Below are 15483 nucleotides of genomic sequence, written 5' to 3'. Positions count from 1 at the left end.
TGGTTTCCCAATCACTTGGTCTTGCGGTGCCGCCGATTGCATCGCGGGCTCGGCGCGGGCCCGTTCATGGCATTGCGCTCAGATGCGCATCGGCATGACGACGTACTTGAAGCTCTCGTCCTCGGGCAGGGTGAGCAGGGCCGACGAATTGGCATCGCCCAGCGCGACCTGCACGCTCTCGTTCTTGAGGTTGTTGAGCACGTCGAGCAGGTAGCTCACGTTGAAGCCGATATCGATCGGCTCGTGCGCCCATTCGATTTCCAGCTCTTCCAATGCATCTTCCTGCTCGGCATTGGTGGAGCTGATCGCGAGCGTCCCGGCCTGGAGCGAGAGGCGCACGCCCTTGAACTTGTCGCTCGTGAGGATGGCCGCGCGTTGCAGCGAATGCAGCAGCTCCTCGCGGCGGATGGAGAAGCTCTTGGTGTAGCCGCTCGGGATCACGCGCTGGTAGTCGGGGAACTTGCCCTCGACCAGCTTGGAGATGAGCTCGATGTCGCCGAAGGTGAAGCGGATCTGGTTCTGCGCGATCTCGATCTTCACCGGCTCCTCGCTGTCGCCGAGCAGGCGTTGCAGTTCGAGGATGGTCTTGCGCGGAATGATCACGTCGGCCTTGGGCACTTCGCCTTCGATCTCGTTGGTGGCGAAGGCGAGGCGGTGGCCGTCGGTGGCGACCGCCGAGACGCGGCCCGCGCCCGTCACGAGCAGCAGGCCGTTCAGGTAGTAGCGGATGTCCTGCTGCGCCATCGCGAAATGCACCTGCGCGAACAGGCGCTTGAGCGTCTTCTCGGGCATCGAGAACGAGGCGATGAACTTGTCGGGCGTGTTGACGACCGGGAAGTCTTCCGCCGGCAGCGTCTGGAGCTTGAAGCGGCTCTTGCCGCTGTCGATGCCGAGCTTCTTGTCGGCCAGCGTGAGCTTGACGTCACCGCCCGGCAGCGCGCGAAGGATGTCGAGCAGCTTGCGCGCCGCGACCGTCGTGGCCGCGTCGTCCGTGCCGGCGCCGATGCTCGCGCGCGTGGTGATCTGGATCTCGATGTCGGTCGCCACGAAGGAAACCTCTTCGCCCTGCTTGCGCACCAGGATGTTCGCGAGGATCGGGAGCGTGTGCCGACGCTCGACGATGCCGCTGACGATCTGCAAGGGGCGCAACAGGGTGTCCCTTTGGGTCTGGACGAGCTGCATGTCTATTCCTTGAAGAAGTTTCTTTTTGACTTACTGAAAGTGATGATGATCGGTCGCGATTTCTGTGGATAAGTCGCGTTTCCTTCATCCGTTCAACGACTTGGCTTCAGGCGCAAGCCTTCTGCGATCGGTCGCCGTCTCTGTGGACAGTTCAGGACGGTTTCCGGGGGGTGATGCATGGAGGCTGGCTTGGTCACAAACGGCGCCGAGGTTTTCCACAGATTTCCGGACCGACTTCATGGCTTGCAGACCTGTCCTGCAAGGGCTTGCAACCCGGTCTGACGGTGCGGTTCTGGCGCTTTCACTGCTTTGTTCCTGAAGTCTTTTTATTTAACTGACCTTGATGATGATCGGTCCGGTTTTCTGTGGACAACATCGTCTTGTGCTTTGCAATCAGCCACTTGGGTTCAGGCACAAGCGCTCGGGACTCGGTCGCGTGATCTGTGGACAAAATGGCTTGCTACGGTCGGCGGGGCGGGAAAACCGCGCTTTCGCACAATCGCTGCGGTGCTTGTCCACAGATTTCTCTTGCGATCAGCTCTTGAGCGTCTGCTCCAGCACGTGGAGCGCGTGGTTCAGCTCGGTGTCGTTCTGGCGGTCGTTGGCGATCTTGCGCACCGCGTGCAGCACGGTGGTGTGGTCGCGGCCGCCAAACAGCTCGCCGATCTCGGGCAGCGACTTCTGCGTGAGTTCCTTGGCGAGATACATCGCGATCTGGCGCGGCTTGGCGATGTTGGTCGGCCGGCGCTTCGAGTACATGTCGGCGACCTTGATCTTGTAGTAGTCGGCCACCGTCTTCTGGATGTTCTCGACCGTGATCTGGCCGCTGCGCACCGCGAGCAGGTCGCGCAGCGCTTCCTTGGCCACTTCCACCGTCACCTGGCGGCCGTGGAAGGACGAGTAGGCGAGCACCTTGCGCAGCGCGCCTTCCAGCTCGCGCACATTGCTGCGCAGATGCTTGGCGATGAAGAAGGCCACTTCCTCGGAGATGTCCACACCTTCGAGGTCCGCCTTCTTGATCAGGATGGCGACCCGCATCTCCAGCTCGGGCGGCTCGATCGCCACCGTCAGCCCCGACTCGAAGCGCGACTTGAGCCGGTCCTCGATGTTGGTGAGTTCCTTCGGGTAGGTGTCGCTGGTGATGATGATCTGCTTGCGCGCGGCGACCAGCGCCTCAAAGGCGTAGAAGAACTCTTCCTGGGTGCGCGTCTTGTTGGCCAGGAACTGGATGTCGTCGATCAGCAGCATGTCGAGCGACTGGTAGTAGGCCTTGAACTCGTCGAAGCTCTTGCGCTGGTAGGCCTTGACCACGTCGTTCGCGTACTGGTTGGCGTGCACGTAGCGCACGCGCGCACCCGGCGAGTTGGCGAGCACCGCATTGCCGATCGCGTGGATCAGATGGGTCTTGCCGAGGCCGGTGCTGCCGTATAGGAACAGCGGGTTGTAGGAGACGCCCGGGTTCTCGGCCACCTGGGCCGCCGCCGCGCGCGCGAGCTGGTTGGCCTTGCCGGTGACGAGGTTGTCGAAGATGAGATCGGGGTTCAGCCGCGAGCGTTCGTGCGCGGGGCTGAGGTCGTGATGCTCGGGCGGGGCGGGCAGGCTGCCGGGCGAGGTGTCGGGCAGGTCGGGGTCGGGCAGGTCGTCGTCCGGGGCCGCGCGGCGGGTGATGACGACGGGCGCCGCGACCTCGGGTGCGGCCGGGCGGTTCGCCAGCGCGGCCACTGCCGCCGGGGCGGGCTGCGTGGCCGGGGCAGATGCCACCGAGGAAGACGCGCGTGGCGTCGCGCCCGCGAGCACGAACCGCACCTCGGCCGGTCCGGCGAGCAGCTCGTTCGCCAGCTCCGACAGCCGCCCCGCGAACTGCGAGCGGGCCCAGTCGAGCTTGACGCGATTGGGCGCGGCGATCTCGACCCGGCGGTTGTCGGTGTCGAGGGCCTGCACGCTCAGCGGCTTGATCCAGGTCTTGAACTGCTGCGGCGGCAGCTCTTCTTCGAGCCGGCGCAGACATTCATCCCAAAAGGCTTGCATAAAGGAGTGTTCGAGGGCGGGCGACGGGTCGGACTGCGCGTCGTGCAGGAGACGTATCGCGTGCGCGCGGCATGCCGGGCGCATGCCGGGTTCAGGGGGTTTGTGTTCGAGTGGTGGCGCGCGGGTGCGGGCGGATCAGCTCGACTGGGGCGTTCTGGCAATCGCTGGACTGCCTCGCGATTACCCCCCGTCGGTGACTGCTGCGCGCAGAAAGCCGGGCGCTGTGAAGACCCGAGATTCTACCGGTCGGGCCACAGGTTATCCACAGGTTTGCACCCATCCGGGCGAGCTGCTCGGCACTTTGGCGGATCAGCGGTCTGTCAAGCGATGGTTGACAGATAGACAAACTGCCAGAAGAATGCCGGGTTCCCCAGAGTCCATTTAAACGAGGTTTCGCCATGAAGCGCACCTATCAACCCTCGGTCGTTCGTCGCAAGCGTACCCACGGCTTCCTCGTGCGCCAGCGCACCAAGGGCGGCCGCGCCGTCATCGCCGCGCGCCGCGCCAAGGGCCGCAAGCGTCTGGCTGTCTGATCTCGACGTGAATCCGCGCTGTGCGCAGTCGTGCGCGCGGCGTAGCTCCCTTCCGAAAGTGGCGCGATGAAGCGTGTCTGCGCGCTCGTCGGCCCGACTGCCTTCTCGGCAGTCATGAAGCGGCGCCGTGCCGGCGGATCGAGCCATTTCGATCTCTTCGTGCTGGCGGCGTCCGATCGCCTCGTCATCGAGTCCGATACTGCCGTGCCGCCCGACTGGCGGCTGGGCTGCGTGATCGGCCGCAAGGCCGTGCGGCGGGCGGTCGATCGCAATCTCGCGCGCCGCATCGTGCGCGAGGCCCTGCGCGCCGCGATCGATCGCGGCCTGAAGCCCGGCGATTACGTCTTCCGTGCCCGGCGGGAGCTGGGGCCCGACAGCGTCAAGGCGCGCAAGGGGCCGGATCGCGCAAGCTTCCGGCGCGCCATGCGCGAGGAAGTCGATCAGCTGCTGGTCCGGCATTGCCGTGTCTCCGCGCCGGCGGCGGTCGCCGGCTGAGTCTCCTGCCATGAAGCCGTCGCGCGGCGTGCCGAGCCGACTGCTGCTGGCGCTCATCCGCGGCTACCGCTTCTGGCTCAGCCCGTGGATCGGGCAGCAATGCCGCTTCGTGCCGAGCTGTTCGCAATACACGGCCGAGGCAATCGAGCGGCACGGCGCGCTCGCTGGCAGCTATCTCGGCGCGCGTCGCATCCTGCGTTGCCATCCGTGGTGCGACGGCGGCCACGACCCGGTTCCCGACGACTGGCGTGCCCGGCCGATCGCGGCAGCCCGCCGGTCCCGGCGCTGACGTTTCTCGCCGCTACAATCCGCGCTCCCCACGCGCCCCGCGCGTTTTGAAAGCCCAAGCGCGCAGGACGGGAGTCCGCCCGCGCGACCCGTCCGAGACTTCATGGATATCCGCCGCACGATCCTCTGGGTGGTCTTCTCGATCTCCCTCATGCTCCTCTGGGAAGCCTGGCTCAAGCAGTCGGGTCAGCCGTCGCTGTTCGGCGGTCCGGCCGCCACGGCGCCCGCGCCCGCGGGCAGCGCCCCCGCCGATGTGCCGACCGCATCCGCCGCTGCCGCCGGCGCCGTGCCTTCGGGCGAGGCCGCTCCGGTCATCGCGACGCGCAAGGTCGATGTCTCGACCGACGTGCTCGCGCTCCAGTTCGACACCGCCGGCGCCCAGCTCGTGCGCGCCGAACTGCTGCGCCAGCGCGACGGCCAGGACGAAAGTCGCAACATCGTTCTGCTCGACAACCGTCCGGGCGAGCGCGTGTACCTCGCGCAGACCGGCCTGATCGGCGACAAGCTGCCCAATCACCGCACGCCCTTCGTCTGGGTCGAAGGCCCGACGACGCTTGCGCCCGGCCAGGACAAGCTCGACGTCGTGTTCGAGGCCAGTTCGGGCAACGTCAAGCTGCGCGAGATCTGGACGCTGCGTCGCGGCGCCTACGACATCGCGGTGCGCCACGAAGTCGTCAACGGCGGCGAGCAGCCCGTCAGCCCCTCGCTCTACCTGCAACTCACGCGTGACGACGGCAAGCCCGCCGGCGAATCGCGCTTCTACTCGACCTACAGCGGCCCCGCGCTCTACAGCGCCGAGACGCACTACAAGAAGATCGCCTGGAGCGACATCGAGAAGAACAAGGCCGAGCTGCCCAAGCCCGCCGACAACGGCTGGGTCGGGATCGTGCAGCACTACTTCGTGAGCGCCTGGATTCCGCAGGCCGGCACCGAACGCGAGTTCCGCACTCGCAAGGTCGACAGCAACCTGTATGCGATCACCACCGTGCAGCCGCTCGGCGCGATCGCGCCGGGCGCGACCAAGGCCATCGACAGCAACCTGTTCATCGGCCCCCAGGACCAGAAGGCGCTCGGCGCGCTGAACGAGCGGCTCAAAGTGGAGGGCCTCGACCTCGTGGTCGATTACGGCTGGCTCACCTTCATCGCCAAGCCGCTGTTCTGGCTGCTCTCGACGCTGCACGGCATGCTCGGCAACTGGGGCTGGTCGATCATCGCGCTGACGGTGATCGTGAAGGCGGTGTTCTATCCGCTCTCGGCCGCGAGCTACAAGTCGATGGCCAAGATGCGCGCCGTCACGCCGCGTCTGCAGAAGCTGCGCGAGCAGTACGCCGACGACAAGCAGAAGCAGCAGATGGCGATGATGGAGCTCTACCGCACCGAGAAGATCAACCCGCTCGGCGGCTGTCTGCCCATCCTCGTGCAGATCCCGGTGTTCATGGCGCTGTACTGGACGCTCGGCGCCGCGGTCGAGATGCGCAACGCGCCGTGGATCGGCTGGATCCACGATCTGGCCGCGAGCGATCCGTGGTTCATCCTGCCCGCGATCATGGTCGGCACCATGTTCATCCAGCAGCGCCTCAACCCGACGCCGCCGGACCCCGTGCAGGCCAAGATGATGATGTTCATGCCGCTCGTCTTCGGCGGCATGATGTTCTTCTTCCCGGCCGGCCTCGTGCTGTACTGGTGCGTCAACAACATCCTGTCGATCGCCCAGCAATGGCAGATCACGCGGATGATCGAGGGCAAGCCGGTCTTCGGCCGCGCCTGATTCCGCCGCCGCGTTTCATGCGCGGCTGACCGGCAGTCAGTCCCGACGGGCCGCAGGCGCAAGCCTGTGGCCCGTCTGCGTTTGCGGCGCCGGCATCCGCGCGACCGCATGACGCGTGCCGCGCAGCATCGATTGAAGGAGCCTTGCCAATGCCGCTTCACGACAACGATCCGATCGTCGCCATCGCGACCGCGCCCGGCCGCGGCGGCATCGGCGTGGTGCGCGTGTCGGGCGGGCGCGCGACCAGGGGCGGCATGCAGCCGCTCGACTGGCTCGTGCCCGGCGTGGTCGCGCTGCCGCCGGGCCGTGCGCTCGTGCCGCGCCATGCGCATTACGGCGCCTTTCCCGATGCGCGGGGGCGGCCGATCGACCGGGGCATCGCGCTGCTGTTCGCGGCGCCGCATTCGTACACGGGCGAGCATGTGCTGGAGCTTCAGGCGCATGGCGGGCCGGTCGTGCTGCAGATGCTGGTCGCGCGCTGCATCGAGATCGCGCGCGCGGCCGGCGTGCCGCTGCGGCTGGCCGAGCCCGGCGAGTTCACGCGCCGCGCCTTCCTCAACGACAAGCTCGACCTGGCCCAGGCCGAGGCCGTGGCCGACCTGATCGCGGCCCAGACCGTGGCGGCGGCGCGCGGCGCGGCGGCCTCGCTCGACGGGCGCTTCTCGGCCGACATCCATGCGCTGGTCGAGGCGCTGACCAGCCTGCGGCTGCTGGTCGAGGCGACGCTCGATTTTCCCGAGGAGGAGATCGACTTCCTCCAGGCCTCGGATGCGCTCGGGCAGCTCGGGCGCATCGAGGGCCAGCTCGATGCGCTGCTGGCGCGCGCGCGGCATGGCGCGCTGCTGCGCGACGGTCTGCGCGTGGTGCTCGCGGGCGTGCCCAACGCGGGCAAGTCGAGCCTGCTGAATGCGTTGGCGGGCACGGAGGTGGCGATCGTCACGCCCGTCGCGGGCACGACGCGCGACCGCGTCGAGCAGACGCTGGCGATCGACGGCATTCCGCTCGTCATCGTCGATACCGCCGGTCTGCGCGAGACCGACGACCATGTGGAAGCGATCGGCATCGAGCGCAGCTGGGACGCGATCGCGCGCGCCGACCTCGTGCTGCACGTGCATGACCTCGCAGCGGCCGACCCGGCGGCGGACGCGGCCGAGAACGCGGCGATCGCGGCGCGGTTTCCGCGGGGCGTGCCGGTGCTGAAGGTGTTCAACAAGGTCGATCTGGCGCAGGCGGGCGGCGAGCTTGCAGACGCTTGCACGGGCGGGTTGGCCGGCGCGGCATCGGCGGCCGATGGCGTGTTCATCAGTGCGCGGGCCGGCACCGGTCTCGACGAGTTGCGCCGGCGCGTGCTGGAGGCTGTCGGCGTGCCGCAGGCGCAGGAAGGCACGATCACGGCGCGCGAGCGGCACCTGGAGGCGCTCAGGGCCGCGCGCGGGCATCTGGAGCAGGCGCGGGCCAACGTGACCGGTGGCTGCCTCGATGACGGCTATTGCGTGGCCGACGGCGGCGCGCTGCTCTCCGATGCGCATCTCGACCTGTTCGCCGAGGAGCTGAGGCTGGCGCAGGAGGTGCTGGGGAGCATCACGGGGGCAGTGACTGCCGATGACTTGCTCGGAAAGATCTTCTCGTCCTTTTGCATCGGAAAGTGATCCGGCCGGACGCCGTCAAGTGTCGTCGCCGGTCCGTCACGATGGCCCGGCTGGCGCTCATGAACGTCATGCCGGCGTTGCCAGCTTCCCCCGCAACCACCGCATCACCGCCCCGATCACCGGCAACTTCGCGTACAGCTCCTCGGCCGCATCCCAGTAGTCGCGGTGCAATGCGACCCGGCCGTCGGCCGCGAACCGCAGATGCGTCACGCCGTGGATCGACATCGGCCTGCCGCCGGTGCGATGGAAGCTGAAATCCCAGATCAGGAATGCATCTTCACCTTCGGTCACGGCGCTCGTCACCATGAAGCGCGGTGAGCCGAGGCTGCGGAACATGTGGTCGAGGATGCGGGCGATGGCGGCATGGCCGCGTACATCATTGAACGGGTCGCGGAAGCGTGCGTCGTCGGCATAGCGCGCGAGCAGCGCCGGCACGGTGGCGGGCGTGAGACCTTCCCAGGCGGCCACGATCGCGGCGGTGCGCGGGTCGCGGATGAAGCTGGCGCCGTCGCGCGCGCGGGCGTCCTTCGTGACAGGTGCGTGCCCGGACACGGCGCCGGATGCGGAGGGGGGCAGGGTGCTCATCGCTCAGCCTCCGGTCACGCGCCGCACGGTTGCGAAGTACCAGGCGTCGGGCAGGTGGCGCAGCAGCGCGACCCAGCGCGTGAAGCGGCGCGGGAAGTTCATCTCGAAATCGCCGCGCGCCCAGCCGCGCAGCATGTGCGCGGCGGCCTGCTCGGGCGTGATGAGCGCGGGCATCGCGAAGTCGTTGCTCGCGGTGAGCGGCGTCTCGACGAAGCCGGGGTTGATGATCGACACGCCGATGCCGCGCGGGCTCAGGTCGAGGTGCAGGCATTCGGCCAGATTGTTGAGCGCGGCCTTGGTCGGGCCGTAGGCGAGCGATTGCGGCAGCCCGCGATAGCCGGCGACGCTGCCGACCAGGCTGACATGCCCGCGTCCGGCCGCGAGCATCGCGGGCAGCGCGGCGTCGAGCACATGCAGCGCGCCAAGGTAGTTGACCGCGAGGTGGCGCTCCATCTCGGTGAGGTCGAAGGCGGTGGCGCGCAGCGGACGGTAATGGCCGGCGCAGACGAGCACGAGGTCGGCCGGGCCGCCGGTGTGGCGCTCGACCGCCTGCGCCGCACTGCGAGCGGCTGCGGTATCGGTGACGTCGAGCGGCAGCGCGAGGCTGCCGGGATGCTCGTCTGCAAACGCTTGCAGCGCGGCCGCGTCGCGGGCCGAGACGATCACGCGCGCGCCGGCCCGATGCAGCGCGGCGGCGGTCGCGCGGCCGATGCCGGAGGAGGCGCCGACGATCCAGGCGCTGCGACCGTGCCAGTCGGCGAGGCGGGGGTTCAGCGGCATGGCGTCATCCGCGCGTGAAGGCGAGCGTGACGTCGCCGAGGTGGATGCCGAGCTTGCTCATGGCCGAGCGGTTGAGCAGCGTGCGGTCGTCGATGAGGAACATCCAGTCGTCGAGGTCCACATGCCAGACCCGGCCGTCGACGGGCAGGGCAAGGGTGTAGCGCCAGCGGAAGGCGTTGCCGGCGCCTTCGCCGCTGGCTTCACCCACGACGTCGCCGGCGCGGCCGGTGTAGCGGCCGTCGCCGAGGTGGCGCAGCGTCCAGGTGCGGCGCTCGGTGCTGCCGTCGCTGTACCGGAAGTGTTCGTCGAGCACGCCGTCGTCGCCGGTCCAGCGCCCGTCGAGCGCGACGGTGAAGCGCTTGACCACGCGGCCCGAGCGGTCGCTGAACATGCCGTGGGCGGTGAGCCTGCCGTTGAAGTAGTCGCGCAGGTCGAGCGCGGGTTTCTCGGCGGCGTAGTCGCGCGGGCGCGGGCCGGCGCAGCCTGGCAGGATCAGGCTGGCGCCGAGCGCGGCGAGCAGGCTGCGGCGGCCGGGCGCGGCGGGCCTGTCGGGCATCGGGGCGGCGGACGAGGGCGTGGCGCGCGGGGCGTCGTGCGGGTGAAGGTCGGGCGTGGTCATGCGCTTTGGCTCCATCGCGGGTGGTGTCGTTCGGCGCGCAGCAGCCAGCCGGCGGCGGCGAGCTTGAGCAGGCAGGGCAGCAGTCCGTAGGCGATTGCAAGCGATTGCAATGCTGCGGGGGCGCGGCTGCCGGCCTGGTAGCCGGCAAGGTCGAGCAAGGGCAGGGCGAGGCCGGCGGCGAGCGCGAGGTTGAGCTTGCTGGCGCAGGCCCACCACCCGAGGCAGGCGCCTTCGCCGCGCTGGCCGAGGCCGGCGTCGCGGATCACGCCGGTGAGCAGGGCCGCCGGCAGCGCGAGGTCGGCACCGAGGGCGAGGCCGCTGGCGAGACAGATGGCGGTGAAGCCCCGGCCGTCGCCGCTGCCGAGCATCAGGGTGGCCGCGAAGGCGAGCACGCTTGCGACCATGCCGAGCCGCCAGGCGCGCGCGAGGCCGATGTGCGGCACGAGGCGCAGCCACAGCGGCAGACCGAGCGCGGCGGCGCAGAAGTAGGCGAGCAGGAAGAAGGGCTGGGAGCCGGGCAGCTGCAGCCGATCGGCAACGAAGAAGGGCAGCAGCGTCGCGGGCACGGCGGCGGCCGTGCCGTTGAGCAGGTGGATGCCGAGCAGGCGGCGGAAGGCGGCGATGGCCCAGGGCGAGGGGGGCGCGTCGGCCGCGAGGCCGGTGATGATGGGCACGGCCGCGCCGGCCGTGGCGTTGGGACCGGGGTCCGGCGTCCGTTTCGGCGCCGGCATCGCCGTGTCCCCCATGACCACAGGCGCCGGCGAGCGCGTCAGCGCCGCGAGCCCCAGCGCCAGGCCGAGCGCGAGCGCCACGCTGGTCGCCATCGGACCGCCGAGCAGCGGCAGCGCGCTTGCGCACAGCACGCCCGCGAGCGCGAAGCCTTCGCGGCTGGCGGCGATGGTGGCGCGCTCGGCGGCCGTGCCGCCCCGGCGCGTGCCCCAGGCCTGGTGCACGAGCCCGACGAGGCTGGCGGCCGGCATGCAGGCGATCAGGCCGAGGCCGAGCCACGCCAGTGCGGCCTTGCCGGTAGGTGGCCACCACAGCAGCGGAAAGACCAGCGCGAGCAGCAGCGCGCCCGCCGCCGCAAGCCGCCACGCCGCGCTGCCGCCGCGCGCGAAGCCGCGATCGGCCAGCCGACCGAGCCAGGGGTCGATCAGCGCATCGCCGGCGCGCGCCGCGAGCAGCACCGCGCCGAGCGCGCCCAGCGGCACGCCGGCCACGGTGGCGTAGTGATGCGGCAGTTGCAGATAGAGCGGCAGCGCGACGAAGGCCAGCGGCAGCCCGAGCGCGCCGTAGCTCGCGGCGGCGTACCAGCCCCGCGCGGTGGCCGGAGGCGTGATGGCGCTCATCTGTCGTGGCCCGAGGTCAGCGCGCGGCGCCGATGAGGGCGGCGCGCAACGTGGGCGCGCTGGTGGCGGGCGCGAGCCAGATGCCGAAGAACAGCCGCGCATAGTCCGCGTCGTCGAGGCTCGCGGTCGGGCGGCCGTTGTGGAAGAAGCGCACGCCGCCGCGCCCGTCGTGCAGGCCGAGCAGACGGTCGTTCGCGGTCACGTCTGGGAAGGCGTCGCGCATGAGGGCGAGCCAGCGTCGCGCGCGTTCCTCGTCGAAGGGGCCGATGCGGCGCATCTCGGCGACCGAGCGTTCGGCGATGGCGCCGCCTTCGAGCCTGCGCGCGTAGGCGAGTTCGAGCGCGAAGGGCTCGCGGTCGTAGCGCAGCGGGTCGAAGCCGGGCGGAGCCCACAGGCGCGCGTCGTACACGGTCAGACCGAAGAAGCGCAGCGTGCCGCTGCCGACGAGCCGGGCCTCGGGCAGGTCGGCGCGGATCTCGGCGGGAGCGGCATCGGTGGTGGTGGCGGGAGCTGCGGTGGCGTTCATGGCAAGGGCCGGGAGGTAGAGAGCGGACAGCGCCGCGAGCAGGGCGCGGCGCGCGGGGGCGGGCGGGCGCCGGAAGGCTTGGCGGGGCGTGCCTGTGCGGATGCCGGCGTGGGACGTGACGCCCGGCGATGGCGGATTTGCAAAGGTTTGCATCTACCTGGTCCAGCCTCAGTCGCGGCGCAGCGTGAACTGCACGACATCGGTGTTGCCGGTGTCGAAGGCGGCCTCGCAGTAGGCGAGGTAGAAGTTCCACAGGCGCTGGAAGCGGGCGTCGAAGCCGCGCGCTTGCACCTGGTCGGCGGCGGCGTTGAAGCTCGCGCGCCAGCGCCGAAGCGTCTCGGCGTAGTCGCGGCCGAAGGCGAGGCGGTTTTCCACGCTGAAGCCGGCGCGCCGCGCCTCGCCCTCGAAGGCCGCGACGCTCGGCAGCTGGCCGCCCGGAAAGATGTACTGCTGGATGAAGTCGGGGGTGCGCAGGTAGCGCGCGAACAGATCGTCGCGCAGCGTGATGGTCTGGATGCAGGCGCGGCCGCCGGGGCGCAGGCAGGCCGCGAGCGCGCCGAAGTAGCCGCGCCAGTACTCGCGGCCGACGGCCTCGAACATCTCGATCGAGACGACGGCATCGAAGGGCTCGGCGGCATGGCGCGCGGGCAGGTCGCGGTAGTCCTCGAAGCGCAGTTCGGCGTGCTCGGCGAGGCTGGCGCGCGCGAGGCGTTCGCGGCCCCAGGCGAGCTGCTCGCGCGACAGCGTGACGCCGGTGACGTGGGCGCCGAAGTCGCGCGCGGCCAGTTCGGCCAGGCCGCCCCAGCCGCATCCGATCTCGAGCACGCGGCTGCCGGGAGCGACGCCGGCCTCGCGCAGCGCGCGGGCGAACTTGGCGCGCTGCGCGGCTTCGAGCTCGATGCCGGCCGGATCGCGGCCCTCGAACCAGGCCGAGCTGTAGCTCATGCCGGGGTCGAGCCAGAGCCGGTAGAAGTCGTTGCCGAGGTCGTAGTGAGCGTGGATGTTGCGCTTGCTGCCGGCGCGGGTGTTGCGGTTGCGCAGGGCGACCAGGCGGTGCCAGAGCCGGCCCCACCACGAGCCGTACACGAGGCGGTCGAGGTGGTCGCGGTTGGCGATGGCGAGGCGCAGCAGGCCGGCGAGATCGGGCGTGTCCCAGCCGCCGTCGAGGTAGCTCTCGGCGAGGCCGATGTCGCCGGATCGCAGGCAGGCGTCGAACATCCGCCAGTCGTGCACGCGCAGGCTGGCGTGGGCGGTGTCGGACGCGGGCGGTGGCGTCGTGGTCTGGGCGATCGGGCGGACTCGCCGAGCGCGCGGGTCGGCGCCCGGCGCGGACGGCAGCTGGAGCTGGGCGCCGTCGGGCAGGTGCAGGTCGAGCCGGCCGTGCGGCAGCCGGTGCAGCAGGCGCAGCGCATTGCGCGCGGTGGCGGGCAGGCGGGTGGTCTCGGCCGGAAGGTCGAGGCTGTTGCTGGGCGCGGTGGTGCTGTTCATCGGCTCACGAGGCGCTCGGGCGCGGCTGGCTTGGTGAAGAAGGGCAGGCGCTTGCGCCACAACTGCAAGGCCTGCCAGTGGATGCGCGCGATGACGCCGAGCGTCATCGCAGGCGTGCCCCAGAAGGCCCGCCGCAGCGCGGATGCTGAAAGCGCTTGCAAGGCGCCGCCGATGCTGGTCTGGATCAGCGGGCCGGTGGCGTCGTGCAGATCGACGCGGGCGAGGCTGCGTGCGGGCTGGCCGGCGGCGTCGCCGGTGCGCTCGAAGCGGAAGCGGTATTCGCCCTCGACGCGGCAGAACGGCGAGACGTGAAAGATCTTGGCGGTGCGCTGTTCGGAGCCCCAGCCGAGCCGAGGCCCGGCGAGCAGATAGCAGTGGCGTTCGCCGAAGGTGTTGTTGACCTCGGCCAGCACGGCGGCGAGCGAGCCGTCGGTGCGCTGCGCGAACCAGAAGCTCACCGGCTTGAAGGCGTAGCCGAGCACGCGCGGATAGGTGTGCAGCCAGACCTCGCCGTCGGCATCGGTGATGCCTTCGCGCGCGAGCAGGGCGTCGAACCAGGCGAGCGCGTCGGCGCCGCCGTCGCCGTGATCGCGGTCGTGGAAGCTGATGGCGCCGGCGCGGTTGCGGCGCAGCACCGGGTCGGGTGCGTCGCGCAGGCCGCGCATCGGCAGCAGCAGGAAGTAGCCGCGATAGCGGAAGGCGTGCTCGACCGGACGCAGGCGGCGGTGCCAGACCTCGCCGAAGCCGATCAGCGCGCGGGCCGGCGTGCTCATGCGACGCTTTCGAGATGACGCGCGGGCCGTGTGACGAGATGGGTGCGCAGGGCGTCGGCGCTGTCCTCGCCGGCGCGCAGGCCGTCCTCGTGGAAGCCGTAGCCGCACCAGGCGCCGCAGAACCAGGTCAGGCGCTGGCCCTGGATTTCCCCGATGCGGCGCTGGGCCTCGATCGCGGCCAGATCGAACACCGGATGTGAATAGCTGATTTCCCGATGCACCTTTTGCGGGTCGATCGGCCGCGCCGGGTTGAGCGAGACGATCACCGGCTCGGTCCACGGCAGGGGCTGGAGCCGGTTGATGAGGTAGTGCAGGCAGACGCGCGCCTCCTCGCGACGATCATCGGCGGCGCGCTCGTAGTTCCAGGCGGCCCAGGCGGCGGCGCGGCGCGGCAGTACGCTCGCGTCGGTGTGCAGCACGGCGCTGTTGGGCTGGTAGCGGATGGCGCCGAGCAGGCCGCGCTCGGCGCGGGTGGCGTCGGGGCCGAGCAGGGCGAGGGCCTGGTCGGCGTGGCAGGCGAGCACGACGGCGTCGAAGGTCTCGGCACCGGTCGGCGTGTGCAGCGTGACGCTGTCGAGCCCGCGTTGCAGGCCCACCACCGGCGTGTGCAGGCGGGCGTCGGCGAGGCGCTCGATCACGCGGCGCACGTACTCGCGCGAGCCGCCGCGCACCGTGTACCACTGCGGCCGGTCGGTGATCTGGATGAGGCCGTGGTTGTGGCAGAAGCGGATGAGCGTGGCGACCGGGAAGCGCAGCATCTGGTCGGTCGGGCAGGACCAGATGCAGCCGATCATCGGCAGCAGATAGTCGTCGCGGAAGGCGGGGCCGAAGCCGTGGTGGTCGAGGAAGTCGCCGATCGGCATGGCGAGGCCGGCGTCGGCGCCTTGCCGGGCGAGCGCCGTCGCGAGCCGGTTGAAGCGCACGATCTCGCTCAGCATCCGCCAGAAGCGCGGTCGCAGCAGGTTGCGGCGCTGCGCGAACACGCTGGCCAGCGAGCTGCCGCTCCATTCCAGGCCGGGTTCGCCGCCGGCGCGCGGAACCTGCACCGAGAACGACATGTCCGACTCGGCCACCTCCACGCCGAGCTGCTCGAACAGCCGGATGAGCCGGGGATAGGTGCGCCGGTTGTGGACCAGGAAGCCGGTGTCCACGCCGTGGGTGATGCCGGCGAGCGTGAGGTCGACGGTGTTCGCATGGCCGCCGAAATGGCCCCCGGCCTCGAACAGGCTGATGTGCCAGTCCGGCTGTTGTTCGGTCAGCCGCAGGGCGGCCGAGAGGCCGGCGATGCCTGACCCGACGATGGCAACACGATGCATGACTTCCCCTTTCGCTTTGTGGCTTCGACAGGGGTTGAACTGATGAGTTCAATAAATTTACTCATTGATATTTATCCTGAACTTCGCGGTATCTTCACCTTCAC

General features: G+C 69.9%; 15 protein-coding genes. 5 read left to right on the top strand and 10 right to left on the bottom strand.

The annotated features are described in order from the left end of the window. Positions 1-78: 78 nt before the first annotated feature. Positions 79-1182, bottom strand: a complete 1104-nt coding sequence (gene dnaN / locus H566_RS0115045) for a DNA polymerase III subunit beta (RefSeq protein WP_028312084.1) — start codon at positions 1180-1182, stop codon at positions 79-81. Positions 1183-1716: 534 nt separating this feature from the next. Next, entirely contained in the window at positions 1717-3210 is a 1494-nt protein-coding gene (gene dnaA / locus H566_RS0115040; RefSeq protein ID WP_028312083.1) for a chromosomal replication initiator protein DnaA, read from the bottom strand. A gap of 398 nt (positions 3211-3608) precedes the next feature. Here dnaA and rpmH point away from each other — a divergent pair, with 398 nt between their 5' ends. From rpmH to mnmE, 5 genes are all read left to right on the top strand, one after another. Next, positions 3609-3743 (top strand): 50S ribosomal protein L34, encoded by a 135-nt coding sequence (gene rpmH, locus H566_RS0115035; RefSeq protein ID WP_028312082.1) that lies wholly within the window; start codon positions 3609-3611, stop codon positions 3741-3743. Positions 3744-3809: 66 nt separating this feature from the next. After that, positions 3810-4238: a ribonuclease P protein component gene (locus H566_RS27590; protein ID WP_051378814.1), complete on the top strand. Its 429-nt coding sequence runs from the start codon at positions 3810-3812 to the stop codon at positions 4236-4238. A 28-nt stretch (positions 4239-4266) separates the two neighbouring features. Beyond that, positions 4267-4527, top strand: coding sequence for a membrane protein insertion efficiency factor YidD (yidD, locus tag H566_RS25445; RefSeq protein WP_211238106.1), 261 nt, complete (start codon positions 4267-4269; stop codon positions 4525-4527). Between the two features lie 102 nt (positions 4528-4629). After that, positions 4630-6294, top strand: coding sequence for a membrane protein insertase YidC (gene yidC, locus H566_RS0115020; RefSeq protein ID WP_028312080.1), 1665 nt, complete (start codon positions 4630-4632; stop codon positions 6292-6294). A 149-nt stretch (positions 6295-6443) separates the two neighbouring features. Then, the gene (gene mnmE / locus H566_RS0115015; RefSeq protein WP_028312079.1) at positions 6444-7943 is read left to right on the top strand and encodes a tRNA uridine-5-carboxymethylaminomethyl(34) synthesis GTPase MnmE; all 1500 of its coding nucleotides are present in this window, start codon (positions 6444-6446) and stop codon (positions 7941-7943) included. Positions 7944-8009: 66 nt separating this feature from the next. Here the strand turns inward: mnmE and H566_RS0115010 are convergent, their stop codons facing one another. The 8 genes from H566_RS0115010 to H566_RS0114975 form a co-directional block, all read right to left on the bottom strand. After that, the gene (locus H566_RS0115010) at positions 8010-8528 is read right to left on the bottom strand and encodes a nuclear transport factor 2 family protein (protein ID WP_084545139.1); all 519 of its coding nucleotides are present in this window, start codon (positions 8526-8528) and stop codon (positions 8010-8012) included. A gap of 3 nt (positions 8529-8531) precedes the next feature. Continuing rightward, positions 8532-9308: an SDR family NAD(P)-dependent oxidoreductase gene (locus H566_RS0115005; RefSeq protein ID WP_028312077.1), complete on the bottom strand. Its 777-nt coding sequence runs from the start codon at positions 9306-9308 to the stop codon at positions 8532-8534. A 4-nt stretch (positions 9309-9312) separates the two neighbouring features. Next, the gene (locus tag H566_RS0115000) at positions 9313-9864 is read right to left on the bottom strand and encodes a DUF3833 domain-containing protein (RefSeq protein WP_028312076.1); all 552 of its coding nucleotides are present in this window, start codon (positions 9862-9864) and stop codon (positions 9313-9315) included. Between the two features lie 59 nt (positions 9865-9923). Beyond that, complete coding sequence (locus H566_RS0114995) at positions 9924-11276, bottom strand: MFS transporter (RefSeq protein ID WP_028312075.1); 1353 nt, start codon at positions 11274-11276, stop codon at positions 9924-9926. A gap of 16 nt (positions 11277-11292) precedes the next feature. After that, complete coding sequence (locus H566_RS0114990) at positions 11293-11802, bottom strand: chalcone isomerase family protein (protein ID WP_051378812.1); 510 nt, start codon at positions 11800-11802, stop codon at positions 11293-11295. Positions 11803-11970: 168 nt separating this feature from the next. Continuing rightward, complete coding sequence (locus tag H566_RS0114985; RefSeq protein ID WP_028312073.1) at positions 11971-13290, bottom strand: SAM-dependent methyltransferase; 1320 nt, start codon at positions 13288-13290, stop codon at positions 11971-11973. Next, positions 13287-14063, bottom strand: coding sequence for a DUF1365 domain-containing protein (locus H566_RS0114980; protein ID WP_028312072.1), 777 nt, complete (start codon positions 14061-14063; stop codon positions 13287-13289). The genes H566_RS0114985 and H566_RS0114980 overlap by 4 nt, the downstream gene beginning before the upstream one ends. Beyond that, the gene (locus tag H566_RS0114975) at positions 14060-15379 is read right to left on the bottom strand and encodes an NAD(P)/FAD-dependent oxidoreductase (RefSeq protein ID WP_028312071.1); all 1320 of its coding nucleotides are present in this window, start codon (positions 15377-15379) and stop codon (positions 14060-14062) included. The genes H566_RS0114980 and H566_RS0114975 overlap by 4 nt, the downstream gene beginning before the upstream one ends. Between the last annotated feature and the right edge of the window lie 104 nt (positions 15380-15483).

This window comes from Derxia gummosa DSM 723, from assembly GCF_000482785.1.
In the GTDB taxonomy this organism is placed as follows: Bacteria; Pseudomonadota; Gammaproteobacteria; order Burkholderiales; family Burkholderiaceae_E; genus Derxia; species Derxia gummosa.
Note: the sequence above shows the minus strand (reverse complement) of the source record. Positions and strands in the feature narration are given on the sequence as shown.